The organism is Methylomonas sp. ZR1 (genome assembly GCF_013141865.1).
Classification (GTDB): Bacteria; Pseudomonadota; Gammaproteobacteria; order Methylococcales; family Methylomonadaceae; genus Methylomonas.
In genome coordinates, this window is the sequence record NZ_RCST01000001.1 from 2,182,803 (window position 1) to 2,201,206 (window position 18,404).

Annotated in this window: 13 protein-coding genes; 2 read left to right on the forward strand and 11 right to left on the reverse strand. The window is 46.6% G+C overall.

Annotated elements, in window-relative coordinates; translation table 11 throughout:
• Positions 1-6: 6 nt before the first annotated feature.
• On the forward strand, positions 7-183 hold the full coding sequence (locus DDY07_RS09900) for a hypothetical protein (protein WP_171695767.1): 177 nt from the start codon (positions 7-9) through the stop codon (positions 181-183).
• Positions 184-327: 144 nt separating this feature from the next.
• On the opposite strand, the gene DDY07_RS09905 is transcribed toward DDY07_RS09900, so the two are convergent.
• From DDY07_RS09905 to DDY07_RS09925, 5 genes are all read right to left on the reverse strand, one after another.
• Positions 328-4,035 carry an ATP-binding protein gene (locus tag DDY07_RS09905; RefSeq protein WP_171695768.1) on the reverse strand — a complete coding sequence of 1,236 codons (3,708 nt, stop codon included), beginning with the start codon at positions 4,033-4,035 and terminating at the stop codon, positions 328-330.
• Between the two features lie 127 nt (positions 4,036-4,162).
• Positions 4,163-5,038: a glycerol kinase gene (locus DDY07_RS09910; protein ID WP_171695769.1), complete on the reverse strand. Its 876-nt coding sequence runs from the start codon at positions 5,036-5,038 to the stop codon at positions 4,163-4,165.
• A 55-nt stretch (positions 5,039-5,093) separates the two neighbouring features.
• Complete coding sequence (locus DDY07_RS09915) at positions 5,094-7,916, reverse strand: UvrD-helicase domain-containing protein (RefSeq protein WP_253734453.1); 2,823 nt, start codon at positions 7,914-7,916, stop codon at positions 5,094-5,096.
• 263 nt (positions 7,917-8,179) lie between these two features.
• Entirely contained in the window at positions 8,180-8,500 is a 321-nt protein-coding gene (locus tag DDY07_RS09920; RefSeq protein WP_171695771.1) for a hypothetical protein, read from the reverse strand.
• On the reverse strand, positions 8,484-9,530 hold the full coding sequence (locus DDY07_RS09925; protein ID WP_171695772.1) for an integrase domain-containing protein: 1,047 nt from the start codon (positions 9,528-9,530) through the stop codon (positions 8,484-8,486). The genes DDY07_RS09920 and DDY07_RS09925 overlap by 17 nt, the downstream gene beginning before the upstream one ends.
• A gap of 1,671 nt (positions 9,531-11,201) precedes the next feature.
• On the opposite strand from DDY07_RS09925, the gene DDY07_RS09930 reads away from it, so the two are divergent.
• The gene (locus DDY07_RS09930; protein ID WP_171695773.1) at positions 11,202-12,317 is read left to right on the forward strand and encodes a Fic family protein; all 1,116 of its coding nucleotides are present in this window, start codon (positions 11,202-11,204) and stop codon (positions 12,315-12,317) included.
• Here the strand turns inward: DDY07_RS09930 and DDY07_RS09935 are convergent.
• The 6 genes from DDY07_RS09935 to DDY07_RS09960 all read right to left on the reverse strand — a co-directional run bounded on the left by DDY07_RS09935 (position 12,309) and on the right by DDY07_RS09960 (position 18,388).
• A complete protein-coding gene (locus DDY07_RS09935) occupies positions 12,309-13,511 on the reverse strand; it encodes an integrase arm-type DNA-binding domain-containing protein (protein ID WP_171695774.1) in 1,203 nt (400 codons plus the stop codon). The two genes, DDY07_RS09930 and DDY07_RS09935, sit on opposite strands and share 9 nt — an antisense overlap.
• 282 nt (positions 13,512-13,793) lie before the next feature.
• Positions 13,794-14,300, reverse strand: a complete 507-nt coding sequence (locus tag DDY07_RS09940) for a DUF4410 domain-containing protein (protein ID WP_171695775.1) — start codon at positions 14,298-14,300, stop codon at positions 13,794-13,796.
• 664 nt (positions 14,301-14,964) lie between these two features.
• The gene (locus tag DDY07_RS09945) at positions 14,965-15,321 is read right to left on the reverse strand and encodes a DUF167 family protein (RefSeq protein WP_171695776.1); all 357 of its coding nucleotides are present in this window, start codon (positions 15,319-15,321) and stop codon (positions 14,965-14,967) included.
• 969 nt (positions 15,322-16,290) lie between these two features.
• Entirely contained in the window at positions 16,291-17,148 is an 858-nt protein-coding gene (locus tag DDY07_RS09950) for a hypothetical protein (RefSeq protein ID WP_171695777.1), read from the reverse strand.
• Between the two features lie 71 nt (positions 17,149-17,219).
• Complete coding sequence (locus DDY07_RS09955) at positions 17,220-17,435, reverse strand: DUF2283 domain-containing protein (RefSeq protein WP_033155182.1); 216 nt, start codon at positions 17,433-17,435, stop codon at positions 17,220-17,222.
• A gap of 263 nt (positions 17,436-17,698) precedes the next feature.
• Complete coding sequence (locus DDY07_RS09960) at positions 17,699-18,388, reverse strand: NrdJb (RefSeq protein WP_171695778.1); 690 nt, start codon at positions 18,386-18,388, stop codon at positions 17,699-17,701.
• Between the last annotated feature and the right edge of the window lie 16 nt (positions 18,389-18,404).

Consider the following 18,404-nt stretch of genomic DNA (forward strand, 5'->3'; position numbering starts at 1 on the left):
CAGGAAGTGGAAGAATTTATCGAGCGGGAAGCGCTATATGGCTTGGGTTGCGGGCTAATTGAGCAGTTGCTGGCTTCGGTTTTGATCGCGCCCGGCGCAAGGCTGTGGACGTTGGACAAGCACTTGGCGAGACTGGCCGAGCAATTTGGCGTAGCTTATCAAACATCGCCGCCCGCGAATTGAAATAACAGATTCGTAATTCGTAGTGTGGGCAAATTTGACCACACTACGAGACTTTTCATTCGTCCGATTATGTTTCATTAATCGGACCATCCCGTCATTCCAACGGGACATGTAAAAACACGAAAACGATTTTATCTTCTGAGATTACTCCTCTTTTACTTCCCACGCTCTTAACCCACTATAGCTAAAGCCAAGATAAAAAGAGGCTTTTCTGTTTTCAAAAAAATTCATTTTATAGTTCTGACCTGGAACAAAAAACGCCTTTAACCCTGTGCCTTCAATTTCAATATAGCCTTTTGCAGCACCTTCGATAGAAGCAATAACACCATTTAACCGTTTTAAAGCACTCGATTGCGTCCAAAAACCATCATGCCAATCACCAAGATTTTCACGATGGATAAGTTGCTTAACTCCACTGCCATTACCCAGCCATTCAAAACAAATTTCATTTTTTCTTCGATATCTAGATCGATCATGACATTCTTTTATGCTCGCTTCTGCATTACCAAAATCTGTTAACGAGCCAGACATTACTTGCAAAACTTGTAGTATATACAAATAATAAATGGAATCGATTGAGTTAGTATTAATCTTCCAGTATGAAATTTTCTCTGAAATCTCATCCAAATGAGGCGAAGTCGGCAGTATGCGAATTGCATCAAGCCACATACTTAAGTCCTTGTCTTGCTTTCCCTGTCTAAGATTGTCTTCTAATAACTCAACAATTCTATTAATGTGTTTTGGATTTAAATCAGCCCACTTATGATTAACTTGCTTTAGTCTCGTATAAATAATAGAGCGTCGTATTGAAAGTTTATCGAATGGCGCAATTTTTTCACTATCAAGTAATATGTTCCATTTCTGTAAGGCATCCTCGACATTTCCATATATAACATCCAACTCCGCTTGACAATTAGCCTCAAATCTACTTCTATGATCTTCTTGCCTAATACGCCTTACTTGATCGAGCAGGTAAGATGCATTTTCAAGAGATTCTCTCAGCCATTTTGGAGATTGTATAAAAGTTATTGCATCAATAGGATTGTTGTTAAAATACTTGGCAGCATGATTCAATATTTTAATAATCATTTGCACTTCGCTAATATAGCCATGCTCATCAATTGGATTAAGCTCGCGATTTTTTGCAAAACTTAACGAAGCCTTTTCTGCTTCTTGTACTATTTTAGCTAAGAATTCTTTTTCATCTAGTTTATCCTTGTAAATTAAATTATATAATTTATTCCTTATTGCCATTCCTTTCATGTGATGAATCAACGGATCATTATCATTTAAGTCAAGCGCCCTATCAATAGCTAAAACTGCTTCATCAAAATCCTTTTTTATCACACTATAAAACCTTCCAAGATGAGCCCAGAATTGAGGTTCACCAGGGAACATTTCAGTTAGATAACGAAATACAGCTAATTTTCCATTATCGTCGTTAATATCCTCAATAAAATTTGAAAACGACGATTTTTCAGTTCCGAGTAACTCATCGTTATCTCTGAAATAAAAAACCCTGCACATTAGCTCAATGCTTTCATCGGAAGGCGGTGCATCAAGATTACCTCGACAAAAAACAACAAACTCCTTTGCCCATGTAGATAAGCCCTGCTTCCAAATATGATCAAAATTATTATTTCCAAAATATTCTGGCGAAAATAAATATGATAAGCATTTTCTTGCGAAAATAACATGACTGATTCGCCATCTACCAATTTCATCGTACACTATTAAATCATGAACCCTTGAGTCAAAAGCCTTATCTAACTCGACATGAAGAGTTGCAGAAATATTTAGAAGCTTATGAAACCAATTTGGTGATATGCTTCTTTGCCCATAATAATAAGCAATTGATAAAAATATGACTATACGTTTTTGCGCATCACCGATATTATCAAGTCGATATTTTACATAATTATCTATACCTTGATAGTCATCTCCGAACATAAGAAAACCGAGCGAGAACGGAGTGCAATCTTTTTTAACTTCCTCCTTTAGTTGATTTAACTTATCGCTAGAAATTTCTTTTGAAAGCAAATAGTAGAAGTTATCTTTTTCGTTTTTTGAGAGTTTGTCGCTTAACGTTCTTGTATTTTTTGATGCTTTCTGAATAGAGGGTAAATCAAATTTACGCAGCACCTGCAATATGACAACTGGCAAGTATGAAGAAGCTATCTTTTCATATAAAGCATCAGCCTGTCGGTCTGATATAAGTCCTCCATCTATCAATAGCAGAACAGCAGATTGAGATATATCAGCAACATGACTTAGCCGTATCATGGTTTCCAATGGATCTTTCATATCTTGCAATACAATACACGGATATTCCTTGTGCTGATTCCATAATATTCGACGCGCTACTGTTGTCCCCCCAGCACCAGGTATATGATATAAATTTATTCTCAAGTGCCTTCTATTTCTAAGAGCATCTATAATCAGCCTTTCAAGCTTAACGGTTTCATCTCTGTCAACATCATGTCGATACTTTAGATTGCCCCACGATATTTCGTGACCACGCAAAAAGTCTAAATAATTAATATTTTCGGGGAATGCATCATCTCCAACGCCTAAATGCACAATTTCAAGCTCTTCCTTTAACCAAGGTATTTTTTGTTTCTCAATTGATATAGCTGTGCCTGTTGAAGATGGTATTGAATAACTGCCTTTTTGAAAGTCCAATACCTTTTGACAGTTTTCAAATGTTTGACAAAGGTGTAACAAAGGCATTTGCAAAAAATCAACTCCATAATTATTCACAATACTTTCGATTGACGAATATTTCTCAGGTGAAACTACTATAAAAGATACATTATCTTGATAAGTCGAAACTAAAGAATCTAGAATTGTAGTCAAATAATCTGAAATTAAACCATTTTCTAAAACCATCAAAACTTTAATAGGCTTTGCATTTCCAATGGCTTTGGATATACGTTCTACCTGCCTTCTAAAATCTCCACTATATTCTTTTAACCATGTGATTCTTTGTTGATTTGACAACAAAGTTTCGTTGCGCCCCGATAATCCAGATGCAAAATACCAATATGTGCCGAACGAGGCATGTATAGCTGGCGTCTCACCTTTAACAATAATATTTAAGCTCTGCCGATCTACCAAGTTATCCTTGCAACTAGACAATAGTCCGCTGTTCTGGCTATCGGGGTCAAAATCAACAACAAACGTCCAGTTAACGAAGCCGAAGTTTTGAAGGAGCGAGTCTGATTTAAGATTACTTAGAGGCGAAGTTATCAAAAAATAGTAATATTTATCAGAATCAAAATCTCCCATTGCTGACAAGAGAATTTCATTTTGAGTATATGATTTTATACCTGAGTAAAAAATCTTATCTTTTTCTCTGAACCATCTATAGATCTCCTCTTCTTTTCTGGAACCTTTTAATGCTTCGGTGTTTTTACTGCCTTCCCGGTAGTATAGAGCATCTTTCTTTAAGGTTTTTTCATAAAAATCTTTTAAACCAACACTTATAGTATTGGCTATAGGTATTGTAAATATAACAAAATTTTTTTCATTGTAATTAAAAAAATCATAATCAAAGCTCGGGGTATAGCTAACCAGAGAATCGAATTGGCTTCGTAAATCTGCATCATCAGGAATATTATTAAAATCTATTCCAATAAATTCATTATTGTTATCACACCCCTTCTTTACACCCAATATTATGTAGGCATTTGTTTCTCGCGGCGTATTCCACATGCTTATAATATCTTTTACAAATTCAGCTCTCGCCTTATCCTTATTTTTGTTCGAATTTGAAAAATACATTTCGCTTTTAAAGTCAATAAAGTCCTTTTCATTTAAGTTTATTAATTTTTCAAATGTTTTTAAATCCATATAATCATCCTAATATTTCTCATATAATAAACTACGGTAGGTGTAGGATTCGCGGAACGACAGCGAATGGCATCCTACCTATCTAACTACAAATATCATAAATCGACAAAAATCTGTTGACGTTAAGTCAATACGCCTGCACTCCAAACTTCAATAACAACCTCGGCAAAATATCGTCCAGATTCAGCACGTCCTTGTCGGTCAGTTCAATCAGGTTGAAATTATATTTCTGGTAAATGGCGAGTTTTTCCTGTTTTCGGGCTTGATATTTGACGTCGTTTTCGTAACCCCAGAATTCGATATAGACCTTGCCGGTGGGGATGTAAAAGTCGCAGTACATTTCTTCTTCTATCGGCAGTTTGCGCTCGTAGGCGTGGACGATTTCCGCCATGTACATCCAGTTGTCGATCAACATTTCCGCCTTGGAGCGGACGAAGTGGCCATCGGTGGTACGGTGGGTGGCTTCGAATTTGTGACGGAAGCTGCCCATTTTGTCGGCGTCGGTTTTGGGTTTGTCGACGCCCTTGATGTTATCGACGTTGTCTTTCAGCGCGCGGTTGCGGGTGATTTTTTCCGGCCAGCGCACGTAGGGTATACCGGAACGGCTGTCTTCGCCTTGTTCGGCGCCCATCGCCAATCCTTGCTCGGTGACCAGCCAGCCTTTCAAGCCTTTTTTGATCCAGCCGAGTTCCGACAGGATGTAATTCATTTTGTTGGCGGACAGTTCGAAGTGTTGCCCCAACACGGTGGCGGTTAGCAGCTTAGCCGCTTCCGGTTTGGCATCGGCGGTTGGCAATTGGAAATCCTCAGGCCAGGCGACGTATTGGCCGTATTTACCTGTCAGGTAGACACCGCCGGCGGCAGTGCCTGCGTCGGTTAACTGCCATTTGTCCTCTTGTTTCTCGATTAGGCCCAGTGCAGTCAACTGCCCGAACATTTGCTCTTGGGACACGCCGCGCAATTTGGCCAGTTGGGTGGTAGATAGGCGTTTCTCGTCACTCATCTCTGTAGTTCTCTAGTTAGATCGGACCAAGTTTAGATCATGCCAAGCGTTGCTCTTAGTCGGCGCTGACTGTTGATTTAACCTTGGCAGCTTTTAGATCGATAAATTGCTCGGTGTGGGAACAGGAAAACGCTGCGTTTTTTCGGTAATGCGAGCAGCCCCAGAATTGGCCATGCGGTCCTTTACGCAACACCATGGCGCCTTGGCAACGCGGGCAGATCGGTTCGACAAAGTCGCAAAGGCGATTCTCACAAACGCGAAAGCGGCCTTGGGTTTTAAAACCGCTACCACACCATTGACAAGCCCGCTGCGTGTGATTGCAGAGTGGATATTGGTTGCAGCCAAAAAAGCTGCCGTACTGGCTATCTCTGGGTACCATCCAACCGGTTTCGCAGGCCGGACAGGGAATATCGGCGATCTGCTCTTGAAAGCCGGGCCCTGTAAATTCGTCGATGCTGACGGCATAGTCGCCGTCGACTAATTCCCTGACGAATGGCGACGGGTTCAGGCCGTTGGTGACCAAATAGACGTGATGCCGCGCCCGTGTGAGTGCTACGTAGAACAGGCGACGCTCTTCGGCATGTGCGAAGGCCTCAGCTTGAGGCAGCAATAATTCCAGCAAGGGATGGGTGGCTTTTTCCGACGGAAAGCCGTGTTCGCCCTTCTCCAAGCCAAACACGATCACGTAATCGGCTTCTTTGCCTTTGGAGGCATGTACCGTCATGAAGTGCAGTGACAATTGCGGATAGCGGCGCTTTAAGGCCGCGACATCGGGCCGTTTAAAGTTGAAGCGGGCTAACAGCAACACGCTGGCGGATGGCTTGGCCTTGCTGGCGATGGCATCGAGTGCCGCCTGGATGCCGGTCAAATCCTGATCGGTTTTGATGAGGGATACGGCGGGCTGTTCGACAAGCCGTAAGCTACGAATCTGTTTGTCGATTTGGCTTGGGTTTTGGGTGACAAAACGTGACGCCACTTCACCGATTTTGTTATTGAAGCGAAAGGTTTGATCCAGCACGCTGGTTGCCGTGTCGCCAAAGTGGGCTTGAAAGTCTTTGGTCAGTGCGACATCGCTGCCGGTAAAGCGGTAGATGGATTGCCAGTCGTCGCCAACGCCAAATAAGCTGGCTTCCACTTGCTGGGCCATCAAGGCTTTCAGTAAGCGTGCCCGGCTGGCGGAAATATCCTGAAACTCGTCCACCAGTAAATATCTGTATGGCGATTGAAAACGGCCGGATTCGACGTATTCGATGGCCCGACCAATCATGTCGTCAAAATCGATGGTGGCATTGTCGCGCAACCGTTGCTGATAGCCTTGGTAGATCGGTTCGAATAAATGCGCGGCGGCGCGCATACGTTCCTGGTCTTCATGCTTGTCGGCTTTTTCGACCAGTTGTTTGATGCTGAGGTAAGCCGCTTTGAACAAGCTGAGGATTTGTGCCATCAGTTTGCTGAATTCCGATACTCGGCCCAGCTGATTCAGTTGGTCGAGTATTTCGTTTTGCGGCAAGGGTTTGAACTGAACGCCGGCAGCTTGTAATTTTTCGCTGAGTACTTCGGTCAATCGCCCTTGTTGTTTCAGGTAGCTGAAGGTTTCAATCAGCGGTGTTTGATATTTTGCGTGTAGCGCCCGTTTCCAGGCCATGCCAGCAAGGTAGTTTGTTTGGTCTATAAAAGGCGGCGTTTGATTTAGTTCGTTAACGGCAAAGTGTTCGATGTAAATGCCGTAAGCTGGTAGAAAGAAATCCGGTTGGTAGACGCGGTAATCCGGACCGGAGGTGTTAACCTGGTAATTGGCCTCGTATTGATAAGCAATCCCTTGTCGATACAAGAAATTGGCAATCTCGCATTCCTCGTAGCTTTTGACAAGCTCGCCTTGCAGTGTACGAATATCGTTTTCGAGGATGTAGGCATTGTAAGCGCCTAAACTATTGAAATTGAATTGGCTTTTGTAGGGATAGGCAAAACGTAGAAAATAGGTCAACAGCCGCGAGCGATAGCGTTCATCTTCCAGCAGGCTTTGAATTTGACTATCGACAAACGCAGCACGCAGGACGTCGTCTTCCGCCATTTTGTCAATGGCCGGCCTAGCACCTTCAACCTGGCTAATGATGTCTAAACCCAGGCCATGAAAGGTTTTCACTGTCAGGTTTTGAATCCCTAATTTCGACCGGATGCGTTCGCCCATTTCATCCGCCGCTTTGCGGGCATAGGCCAGCATCAAAATTTGTTCGGGTTTTGCCAGACCAGCTTTGATTATATAACCGGCGCGGCCGATCATGGTACTGGTCTTACCGGTACCCGCGCCGGCCAGCACCAGGTTGTGCTGTTCGTCGATGATGCAAGCCTTGCGTTGCGCTTCGGTCAGCGGGTTGGTTTCGACCTGATCAAAAAAATCCCTGAACAGCTGGGCTTGTCGATCGATAAACGCCTGATTGAAACAGCTGATCTGCTCATCCATGTTGTCTATTAACGGACGGACATGCTGATAGTCTTGATGCAACTCGCTCGGCAAATACTGTAAACCATCAGGACGCTTCAGGCCCGCCGCTAACGTAGCATGGCGTTTAATCCAATGAGCCGCCAAGGTACGGCGAATATAATGCTGGCCGGAAAAGATCAATCTGGCTTCTTGGGCTGCTTGTATCAGGGCAGGGGCAAACTCTTGGTAGAAACGCTGGATGCGTTGATTGACGTGGCGTTTCATCGATACTTGTAACAATGCCGACTGCTTTTTATCGACGCCGCCAAAGCGTAAGGTCTGGCCATCTATCTGAGAAATCAACAACGTGTCCCAAAACCAACCGGACTCGATGCCAATAGCTGGCTGAATACTCAGCACATGATGTTGATGCTTCTTTTGAAACTTGTCCGTCAACACTAGCGTTTCTTGGTCGAGAGCAAAGGCGTGAAAGCGACGATCGTTAGCAAACCACTTGGCCCATTGACTCAGTTGGTAACGTGGTAAGTGGTTAGGCGTTGGCGTCTGCATATATCCTTAATTTATTTAAATCCGCTTGCCGAGTCAGCACTACCAAGTAACGAGAGTGGCCAAAAAGACGAAATTAGCATTTTTAAGCCGGTGAAAGCAAAGTAAAAACCGACGCAAGCCGATTTCGTCTGACTTTGTCGATGGCCGTTTTAGTCATCTGTGGCATCTGCAATCGGCTTGGTAGTACACAGTGGCTTTGGCGGCTGACCCGGTTTATCGGTCCACTCCCAGATCACGCATAACGCCAGCCAATAGGCATGAGCGGTTTTCGGTGCCAGGTCGCGGTGGGCTTTCCAGAAGGCAATGACGTGGCGTTTGCCGATTTCGTGCAGGTTATGCGGCCTTTCCGTCTGTTCGATAAATTCCACGAACTTGATCATACGGCCAACCTGCAAGCGACGATGGGCTTTGGCGCCCTGGCGGACATAGTGGTGGGCCAGAGCCTGGATCTGTTTAACCAATATAGACACACACCACCTCCAGACGCTCATGGCCTAATTCCTGAGACAGGATGCTTCGGGCACGTTGGTCCAATGCTTCAGCGGCTTCCAGACTAATGCAGAGCTGCGCTGCCATGTAGCTATGCCAGTTAGATTTGGAGATTGTCGTATTGATGGGCGCCGGTACGCCGGTTAATGCCTGATAGCGCTGCTGGGCGTAATGATGTCGTTGGCCGTGAAACTGAAATCGCTGTTGTTGCGCTTGGCGATAGCAATGGTCGCGAAAATCGACATAGCGCAGATTAGCGGGAATCATCGACGGTCCATCCTGCAGACTGGCTGCTGTTTCCAGTGCCGCCAAGGCTTCTGCGGATACCGGCACTTGGCGCCGTTTGCCGCCTTTGGTGCCACTGAAGACTGTGATGCGCTGTTCCCGTTGTGCCTGGCGAAGCGCTTTTTGCGCATCCAACAAAGCCGATTCCTTGAAACGCAAGCCTAATGTCCGTTGCAGATTGAGCAAGACGGTAATGCGTTCGTCGTCGACGCTGATTTGCAACTGTTCGTGCTGCAACTGTGGCATGGCTTTGCTGGTTTCCGGAATGTAGCGCCGCTTGGGTATGCCGCAATCACGCGTTGGACTGACCGTCTGCCATTCACCTTGCGTTGCAGACGTCATGATGCTGTTGACTGCCGAGACGTACAGTTGCGCGGTCGAGGCTTTCAATTCGTCGCGTTCCACTCTGGCTTTCAACGCCAGGCCATAAGCCATCACGTGCTCACGGTTGATGTTTTCCATGCGTTTGATACCTTGGGCCTGTTCCAGCCATTTGGCAAACACCGACCAGCGCTCGGCGAGTGTGCCGCGCGTGGCGAAGGCCTTGCCCGATTGATGGGCGCAGGTTTTTCCGGCTCGGGTCAGATTGCGACTGCCAAGACCGAGATTGCGGCCTCGCTTTCGACTCGCCATCAATGGTTTTGGCGCTTGGTCATCAGGAGGACTGACACGCGCGCCTGTGCCAGTCTGGTTTACTTGGTATTCGTCAGGTCGATCGATTGGCATGGTTAACCTCCAGAAAAAAGTGGGCAACAGACTCCCTTGTCCAAAGCGGACTGGGACTGATTTCATGGGCAACGCCATGCGCATCAGCAGTCGGCTTTGAACAAGGGAGCCGGGGTGGCCTTGTTAAAACAGTTTTTCTTTCGTCATGAGCGGGGGACCCCGGCTCCGACCCCACTTTGGTATACAAGGCCAAACTCATGACGATGAGTGTTGACGCACGGGTTGCCTACCCGGCGGAGGTGTATACCCAGTGTGAGGTGCGCGGCTTATGACTCGCTGCGCAGGCGAGATATTTTGTGTCGGTCGGTGACGAACTCGGGGTGCTGGCCAGACGCATTCAGCGTCCAATTACGACGCTAAACTCGGCCCCTTACACGTTCGAGACAGACTGACCCGGCAAAACCCGCGATTATCATGCAGGTATCCGGTTGATTTACTTAATGGAAATGCTTGAATCCCGTTCTGTTTCTGTTTTTTAGAAACGGCGAAACAGTGGGCTTAGGTATGTACCGGAAGACATTCTTAGAACGTCCAGGTATGTCATTGAAGGGAATCCAGATCTAATCCGCGTGACGATATCGGTTGTTAAGCCGGCAAACGCGACTGCCGGTGGCACAGACCGATCTGAAAACGGGACGACGGGATTCTAAAAGACGTTCAATCGCCTTGCTCTGGTGGGCAGGCAGTCGCCTGTCGCCGATCCAGATGGGGACGATTGATATAAAACCATAGCTATAAGTTTGCCACCACTGAACCGGTCAAACGACCTTTCAGTATCCATTTTGCGGAACCGGGGTTCCAGACAAAATTTCTGCGCGCCTGCAAACGCGCAATGGCAACACCGCCTTTCGAAACTCTACTCGCGCGGTCTATTGGTTTGCGCCATCAAGGAGCTTTGGAATAATCAGCGATCAGCAGACGATCGTTGATGAATATAAACAAGCTTCACTATCGACAGCGACCGCGCATTTCATCAAGGCGCATTTTCCCTGCCGACCCAGATAGAGCGTTTTCAAAACTCCATCTGCACCAAAAAAATATATTTAAGCGTGGACGCATTGCCCTAAGGCCCAACGGACACAGTACATCCAGCGGCGTTCCTCTGCCACCCCACTAGGGGCTATATAGCTGGTACTTCTTCGCTTTTTATACTGCCGAAGTGCAGTCTATGAAAATTTCGTCCCGAAAAGTTCTACGTGCGGGGCTATTTTGGGGTTGAAATTAAGCGACTGTCAAATGGTTTTTTCATTTTATTTCAATTGCTTAAGTGATGAATACAGGCTGGACGGCGTTGGATTTTATTGGACAATTCAGATTTAACGACATGAATGACTTTCGCACCAACCGCCATTGAAAATCGGGGTATTAAAAACTGGGGTGACGCCAAAATCGATTTCGATAAGAGAGAGACCTCGATGATCTGGAGGCTTATTTTATTTATAGACATCGTCTGCGAGTAATACCGGTAACACTAGGTAATCCGTCGACATATCCTTTGCAGCCTACACCAGACAAGGTGGTAACACCGGTAATACCAGTAATCTCATTTTCAACAGTTACAGTGCTCGGGTGTTCCCAGAGTCGCAATGCAGGCTGCGTGATGTTTAAACAGGTCCTTTATCGCTCAATAAATGATATATTTATGATCGATAAAATCATTTTGTATTAATCATGATCTGGAATTGGCAACTGGCGGGTTGGCCGCGCTTCACCTACAACGCGACGCAGCTGGACGATTTTGAAAAGCGCTTGTTGCTCGGCGCCGGTGTGTCATTCGGCGCGATCAAGCATTTGTCTGAAGACGACAAGCGGCATTTGACCATCGAGCTAATCAGCAATGAAGCCTTGAAAACGTCAGCCATTGAAGGCGAATATCTCAACCGGGACAGCCTGCAATCTTCGATTTGCCGTCAATTCGGTTTAACCACCGATCATCGAAAAGTCCCGCCAGCCGAGCAAGGCATCGCGGAGGTTATGGTCGATTTGTACCAGCATTTTTCTACCCCACTAAGTCATGAGCAGTTGTATCGCTGGCACACTTGGATTACGGCCGGTCGTAGCGACCTACAGGATGTCGGACGGTATCGAACACACGACGACCCGATGCGAATTGTCTCAGGTCCCATTTATGCGCCCAAGATCCATTTCGAGGCGCCGCCATCCTGCCAAATGACGCCGGAAATGGATCAGTTCATTGATTGGTTTAATAGCACGGCACCTGATGGAAACACGCCCTTGCCGACCTTACAGCGCGCGGGGATCGCGCATCTTTATTTTGTCAGCATCCATCCGTTCGAAGACGGTAACGGTCGCATCGGTCGCGCCATTGCCGAAAAGGCATTGGCCCAATGTCTGGGGCAACCGACATTAATCGCCCTGGCATTTACCATCGAACGCCACCGTAATGCGTACTACACCGCTTTGGAAATGGCTAACAAGCAAATCGACGTGACTGATTGGCTGGTTTATTTCGCCGAATTGGTAATGGCCGCTCAGGAATACACCCATCAATGGATCGATTTCTTAATTCAAAAAACCAAACTCTACGACCACGTGCGTGGGCATCTGAATCCGCGACAGGAAAAAGCGTTGGCGAGAATGTTTCGGGAAGGTCCGGATGGCTTCACCGGCGGACTCAGTGCAGACAAATATCGCAGCATCACGGGGGCACCTTCAGCAACGGCCACGCGTGATCTGCAGGATCTGGTCGCCAAGGGCGTATTGTTTAGAACGGGAGAACGCAAACATACGCGCTACTATTTGAACTTAACCGGAACACTACCTTAAAGCCTGATTACCCTGCTCGCAATACATAGTCCAGTCGGCCATGAGCTGAGATCGCTTTTCCATCAAATCGCCTCGGCGATACGCGGCCTCTGCCTGATTTTTAATCGTGTGGGCTAATGCCATTTCAACTACTTCATTGGGATAATGGGTTGTTTCAGCAGCCCAATCCCTAAAACTAGATCGAAATCCGTGAACCGTCAGTTCCGGTAGGCCCATGCGTTTTAATAGTTGCAGCATGGCCATATTCGACAAACCTCTTTTTAACCCAGGAAACACAAATTCATTCGTTTTGAGTAGACTCATCTCCTGAACGATAGCCATTGCCCGAGGCGACAAGGGCACTCGATGAGGTTTGTTGGCTTTCATCCGTTCGACGGGAATGGTCCACGTCTGACTGATAACATCTATTTCATCCCAAGTTGCGCCAATGGATTCATTGGTTCGGGCAGCGGTAAGGATCGTAAATTCCAGACATCGCGCGGCTATGCCTTGTTGATTTCTTAGTTTTACAATAAATTCCGATATATCCGTGTAAGGCAATGCGGCGTGATGTTCGACATTTTGAACTTTGGATGGTTTAGGTAATATCTTGTCAAGATGACCACGCCATCGAGCTGGATTTTCACCTTCTCGATATTTGCTTACAGTCGCCCAATCCAGCACCGTTTCGATGCGACCTCGCAATCTGCTGGCCGTTTCATTTTTGGACGTCCAGATTCCTTCAAGACATTTAACAACCAGTGCCGTATCGACTTCCGCGACCGGGAGTTTGCCAATGGTTGGATATGCGTACTGTTCTAGGGTATTGGACCATTGCTGAGCATGCTTAGGATTTTTCCAGCCATGGCGATTAATTTCAATGTAAGCGGAGGCACATTCTGCAAATGTCATTGACTTGGCGACGGACAAATGAAGCTCGCGTTCAATTTTCCGTTTTTCGACCAGAGGATTCAGACCTTGCTTGAGCAGCTTTCGGTACTCAGATGCTTGCTCCCTGGCTGCTTCCAGCGAAATATCGCCAAAACTACCCAGACCAATCTCGGTAGCCTTTTTATTCCTGACAAATTTGAAAATCCAGCTTTTTGAAAGTGTCGGACTAACCTGTAGGTAAAGACCACCACCATCACTGTGATAACCGGGAGTTTTGATTGTCACAACCTTGCGTGCGTTCAGCTTATTCAAAATCCGACTCATAAATCCTACCCTACTTCCTACCCTACTTTCGGCATCGGATTGGAGTATATTTTATCAAACCAAGCTGGACAATAAATTTGTAACTTATCGTTTTTTAACAAGAATTTAGGACGATAAAAAACAATATCGGACTTTTGTTAGGCGGACTAGCTCTCCGCCATACACTTTAAAGGCCTTGATTTTTCAAGGCCTTTTTTATTTTAAAGACTCAGATAAACAACATTTTCTGCAAATGACTCCCGACTGGGCACAAAACCCAATCTACTAAGCAAGCGGAAATGTTTATTTCCCGTTTATCGTCGCCTGTTCAACAATATGCTTTGACGCTTCTTCCAGCAAAATCAGCGTCGATGTTTCCTCGCCGCCTAAATTTCGGAAAGCCTCGTATTGGGTGCCGGGCGCAAATTCCAATCCGGTAAAACGCTCGGCGCCGTCGTAGTCGACTAACAGCTTGCCGCTTTTTATGTATTTTGCATTGTAGACCAACGATCCCCTGCCCGCGCCGAAACCTACCGTCAATCGTAATGCGGCATTGCCCGGATCAAATGCCGAAATCGCCACATCCAGCTGCGTAGCATTCTCGTCGGTGACAATATTAAATCCCGCCGTTAATAAAGAAGCCTGAATATAACGCCTGAGTTTATCGACAATCTCCAAGTTCTCGCCGCTTACATCAAGCTTAATGTCCTTGCCGTAACTCGAAACGTTTTCCGAAGATATTGTTTTCAGTTGGTGAGTCGAACACGCGCTTAAGATCAATAGCGATAGAATCAAAGACAGTAATTGCACATTTACCTCAGTTTTTAAAATCCGTATTGCGTTGGCTCGATACAAAAAAACATTTTAATAAAGCATGCGTCGATCAAGCGACCGATGCGCTTCACTTTGTGAAGCACATCCTAAGGCCCTGGATTGCATGCCAACATTGACACATTGCCCCCCTGAATGCATTTCCAAAGGATGCGAAGGCACTCCCCATGAAGTCGGATGGATATAAAAATGTCAGGGATGCACCCACCCAGCTTTCGAACATACCCTCGCGACTCTCGAAGGCACATCCAGCAACCTTGACCGCACCTCCAACACATTTATCCATGCCCTCACGGCTTGCGGCCACACCTTCCGGATATTTTTATATGCGTCCGGGAAGTTTTTATACATCTCCCAAGCCATTGGGAGTGCATTCGCGGGATTATTAGATACGCCCGGAACATCCGGAGATGCATTGTTTACAACTACCGATGCGCTCAACGTTGTTCAGCACATCCTAAAAGGAGACAAGTTTCCGTATGCGACGCCGAGTATTGCCCTGGTTCCCAAACTCCAGTTTGGGAACACCATCTCGAAAGCTCCAGCTTTCGTTGATTTAATCGGGAAGCTAGAGCTTCCAAGACCGAGTAACCAAGCGGGAGCTTGGTTACCAGCCCAGACGGCGCAGAACGTCCGGGGATACCTACCCAGCTGATTTGCCAATCACCGCCGGCAATTGCTTGGGCGCCTTGATGCGCAATTGTTTATTGATGTTATAGCGCCCGAACACCACCTCGATATCGCCTGTTGCCACCCCAAACTCTTTGGCCAGGAAGCGCACCATATGATCGGTGGCCTTGCCGTCCATCGGCGCGGCGGTGACGCTAATCTTCAGTTGCTGACCCTTGGGTTTGCCGATTGCATCCTGCTTGGCGGATGGCGTACCGAGCACATTCAGCACCAGCACGTCGCCATCCCAGCCGCAAAACGAATCCATCACCAATCCCTTGCCCGCTTCCTTAGCCCCGCCCTTCGCTTTGATTTTTTTAGGTTTTGCCATGCTGTCGATTAATTCCAGAAAAATGCGTGTTTAAAAATGAATAACCAACGCGGTCTTTGCAAGACGACGCGGAGCGTCTGGGAACGCACACCTTATCGCGTTTCCAAAGGACGCGAAGGCAATCCCCATGAAGCCGAAGGCACATAAAAATGTCACGTAGGCACCCACCCAGCTTTCGAACATACCCTCGCGTATCTCGAAGGCGCATTCAGCGACCTTGACCGCACCTCCAACACATTTGTCCGTGCCCCCAAAGCCGGCGAGCACACATTCGGGATATTTTTACATACGCCCGGGAAGTTTTTATACCTCTCCCAAGCCATTGAGAGTGCGTCCACGGGACTATTAGATACACACGGGACATCCGGATATACATTATTTAATACAACCGATGCGCTTCACGTTGTTCTGCACATCCTAAAAGGCGACGAGTTACCGCATGCCACGCCGAACATCGGAGATTTTAGCGGAGATAGCACATAGGCACGATTAGGCCCGCAGCGCGGGCAAGCCCGTCGTTCCCACGCAGCGCATCGGAACGAGGAATTCTTCAAGGGGTTGGTTTACTCCCGTATGCCGCGCCGAGCACCGGAGGTTTTGCCGAGAATGGCCCGCGGGGGAGCGGCAGGGATGCCGCTCGTTTTCGGAGGGGCAGGAAGCCCCTTCCGAAAACCCTCGGCAAATACCCACAGGGCACAAGAGCGAGGAGCGCAGGAAACAAGCAGCATTCGGGTCGCCTTTTCTTTGGATACTTTCTTTTGGTCACGCACAAATTCGCCTGAAGCAAATTTGAACAGCCCATAGGCTGGCCCGAAGGGCGAAAACCAGGGATGGTTTTCGTAGCGAAAGCATCGCGGTTGCCGGTCTGCAAACCGGCGTTAAATCAAGTTTTACGCTAGCGAATCATTGTTGGTCCAAATTGGTAATCCCGCCTGAGCACAAAAACCGTGCCCGCCTTTACGAGACTAATTAATTGAATCCACGATGCATTACAAAAAAATGATTATTATGTTTTTCCAGAAGCAAAAGATCCGAAAAATTAAGCATCCATTCAAATTTCAATTTTTTCGGCGTTGTTAAGTTATTACTCGCGTACAAATCACGTACATATTCCATGCTATCCAGCTTTGAATCGATCTGATAAATAATCCTGGAATATTGATCTGCTGTTTCGACTACATGAACTGGGTGGCCTGACATTGCGATTTGCGTAGCGAGAACAACAGTACCGGACGGAGCTCCACGAGTAATGTAGGAGTCGAACATTGCCCAGAGCCGTTTTCGCTCATCGCTCATGGATTTATCAGTAAATTCAAAAACTGAATGATCGAATATGCCCATTAATGTGAACATTTCCCGGGATACATTTGCAAATACCAATTCGTTAGTTCGCTCAACATATCCGTTTCGCTCTGATTTCATACCAAGATGAAAATGATGAAACCCCATAGTGTTCAACAGAAAATCTTTATCCACCCATCGATCGACACCATGCTCCGTTTCTGACGTTGATGGCATATATCCACGAGTTTGTGGCAATGTAGAAAGATGTGGATTTAAATTATCGCCATCTCTGACTTTTTCAAGCAGCGCATAAACTTGATGTTTGAGGTCGCACCATCTCCGATCACTCATGACCGCCGGCTCTATTAAAACCTTGCGCGGCTTAATTGCAACGTATCTGATTACCCAATTGAGATAATGAATAAGCAAGTTCCCTAAAAACATTCCATCAAGCAAGTCTTTAGTTTCACGATTGTTGGGAAACGTTGGCAGCGCCGCGATAACTTCTCGTCGTAATTTCTTGACTCGTTTGGATTCTTCCATAAAGGATTACTTCAGTTCTGCATCTTCACATTATGCTTCAAGGCGAAACTGAACCGAACCAGTCAATATCTCTAAGCCGCCTGCAACTCCCTCAACGGCAAATGCAAAACCGCTAAATTTTGAATATCCGCTTTTTGACTTGCATGTTGAACATCGATCCCCACCAATGCACCGTTTTCGTCGAAATCCAATACCACACCATCACTGACTTCATCCGAATCGACCGAAGGCCTGTCGGCTAAATGAATGTAAAGAGAATCTGTCGCTTCGTCGTAGCTCAATTTCATGGTTTAAATCTCCGGTCGGGAAAGGCGTTGTGGATGGTTATGCCATCGGACAAGGTAACAACACGCAAATACTTATTTAATTCGGATACGAAAAACCAGTGACGAATTCTACCGTCTTCTTGAATTTCGCGGCGAAACGGTTCGGACAATGCAGATTGGCACCATTCGAGTCTGATGTAAGGCCTTTTTTGCAACACATCGCTACGAAAATACTCGGTCGTCGCTATCTCAATCATCGTCGGATTATAGCGAACCGCACCAAATTAACCACACTTCGACTCCCCACAATTCAAACAAGTCATACACCCATCCATCAACACCATCGCCTTAGTCGAACATTTCACGCATAACACCGCTTTTTCCGGGAACGCCTGCCCCTCGGTCGTACCATGCTGGGCTTCAAACTCCCGGCGCTTTTCGTCGACCAATTGCTGGTGATGATCGCTGAGTTTTTCCGGCTTGATCATGCCGATGTGTTTCATGTGCGATTCAATGGCGTGGCCGATCTCGGCGACCAGGGACGGCATGAAGACCCCGCCTTTTTTGAAATAGCCGCCCTGCGGGTCGAATACGGCCTTCATTTCTTCCACCAAAAAGGTGGCGTCGCCGCCTTTACGAAACACCGCCGAAATCAAGCGGGTCAGCGCCAGCACCCATTGAAAATGCTCCATGTTTTTGGAGTTGATGAAGATTTCGTAAGGTCTGCGTTCCTGATGCACCGTACCTTCGTTCAAGATGATGTCGTTGATGGTGATGTACAGGGCATGCTCGGACTGCGGGGTTTTAATCTTATAAGTGGAGCCGAGCAGCATCTCCGGGCGCGCCAGATTTTCGTGCATTTCCTCCAGCGACGGTTTTGCCACTTCGGCTTCCGCCTGGGCAGCTGCTTCCAGGTTTTCTTTGGTCAGCACTTTGTAGCCGACGATTTTTTTGTTGATTTTGTGTAGGGTCATGGGGGTATCTCATATT

What these genes read in the sequence shown, in the direction of transcription:
- DDY07_RS09950 (WP_171695777.1), bottom strand. Translation starts at nt 17,148, where the DNA reads ATGGAAGAATCCAAACGAGTCAAGAAATTACGACGAGAAGTTATCGCG.
- DDY07_RS09925 (WP_171695772.1), bottom strand. Translation starts at nt 9,530, where the DNA reads ATGCCAATCGATCGACCTGACGAATACCAAGTAAACCAGACTGGCACA.
- DDY07_RS09945 (WP_171695776.1), bottom strand. Translation starts at nt 15,321, where the DNA reads ATGGCAAAACCTAAAAAAATCAAAGCGAAGGGCGGGGCTAAGGAAGCG.
- DDY07_RS09910 (WP_171695769.1), bottom strand. Translation starts at nt 5,038, where the DNA reads ATGAGTGACGAGAAACGCCTATCTACCACCCAACTGGCCAAATTGCGC.
- DDY07_RS09935 (WP_171695774.1), bottom strand. Translation starts at nt 13,511, where the DNA reads ATGAGTCGGATTTTGAATAAGCTGAACGCACGCAAGGTTGTGACAATC.
- DDY07_RS09955 (WP_033155182.1), bottom strand. Translation starts at nt 17,435, where the DNA reads ATGAAATTGAGCTACGACGAAGCGACAGATTCTCTTTACATTCATTTA.
- DDY07_RS09960 (WP_171695778.1), bottom strand. Translation starts at nt 18,388, where the DNA reads ATGACCCTACACAAAATCAACAAAAAAATCGTCGGCTACAAAGTGCTG.
- DDY07_RS09905 (WP_171695768.1), bottom strand. Translation starts at nt 4,035, where the DNA reads ATGGATTTAAAAACATTTGAAAAATTAATAAACTTAAATGAAAAGGAC.
- DDY07_RS09930 (WP_171695773.1), top strand. Translation starts at nt 11,202, where the DNA reads ATGATCTGGAATTGGCAACTGGCGGGTTGGCCGCGCTTCACCTACAAC.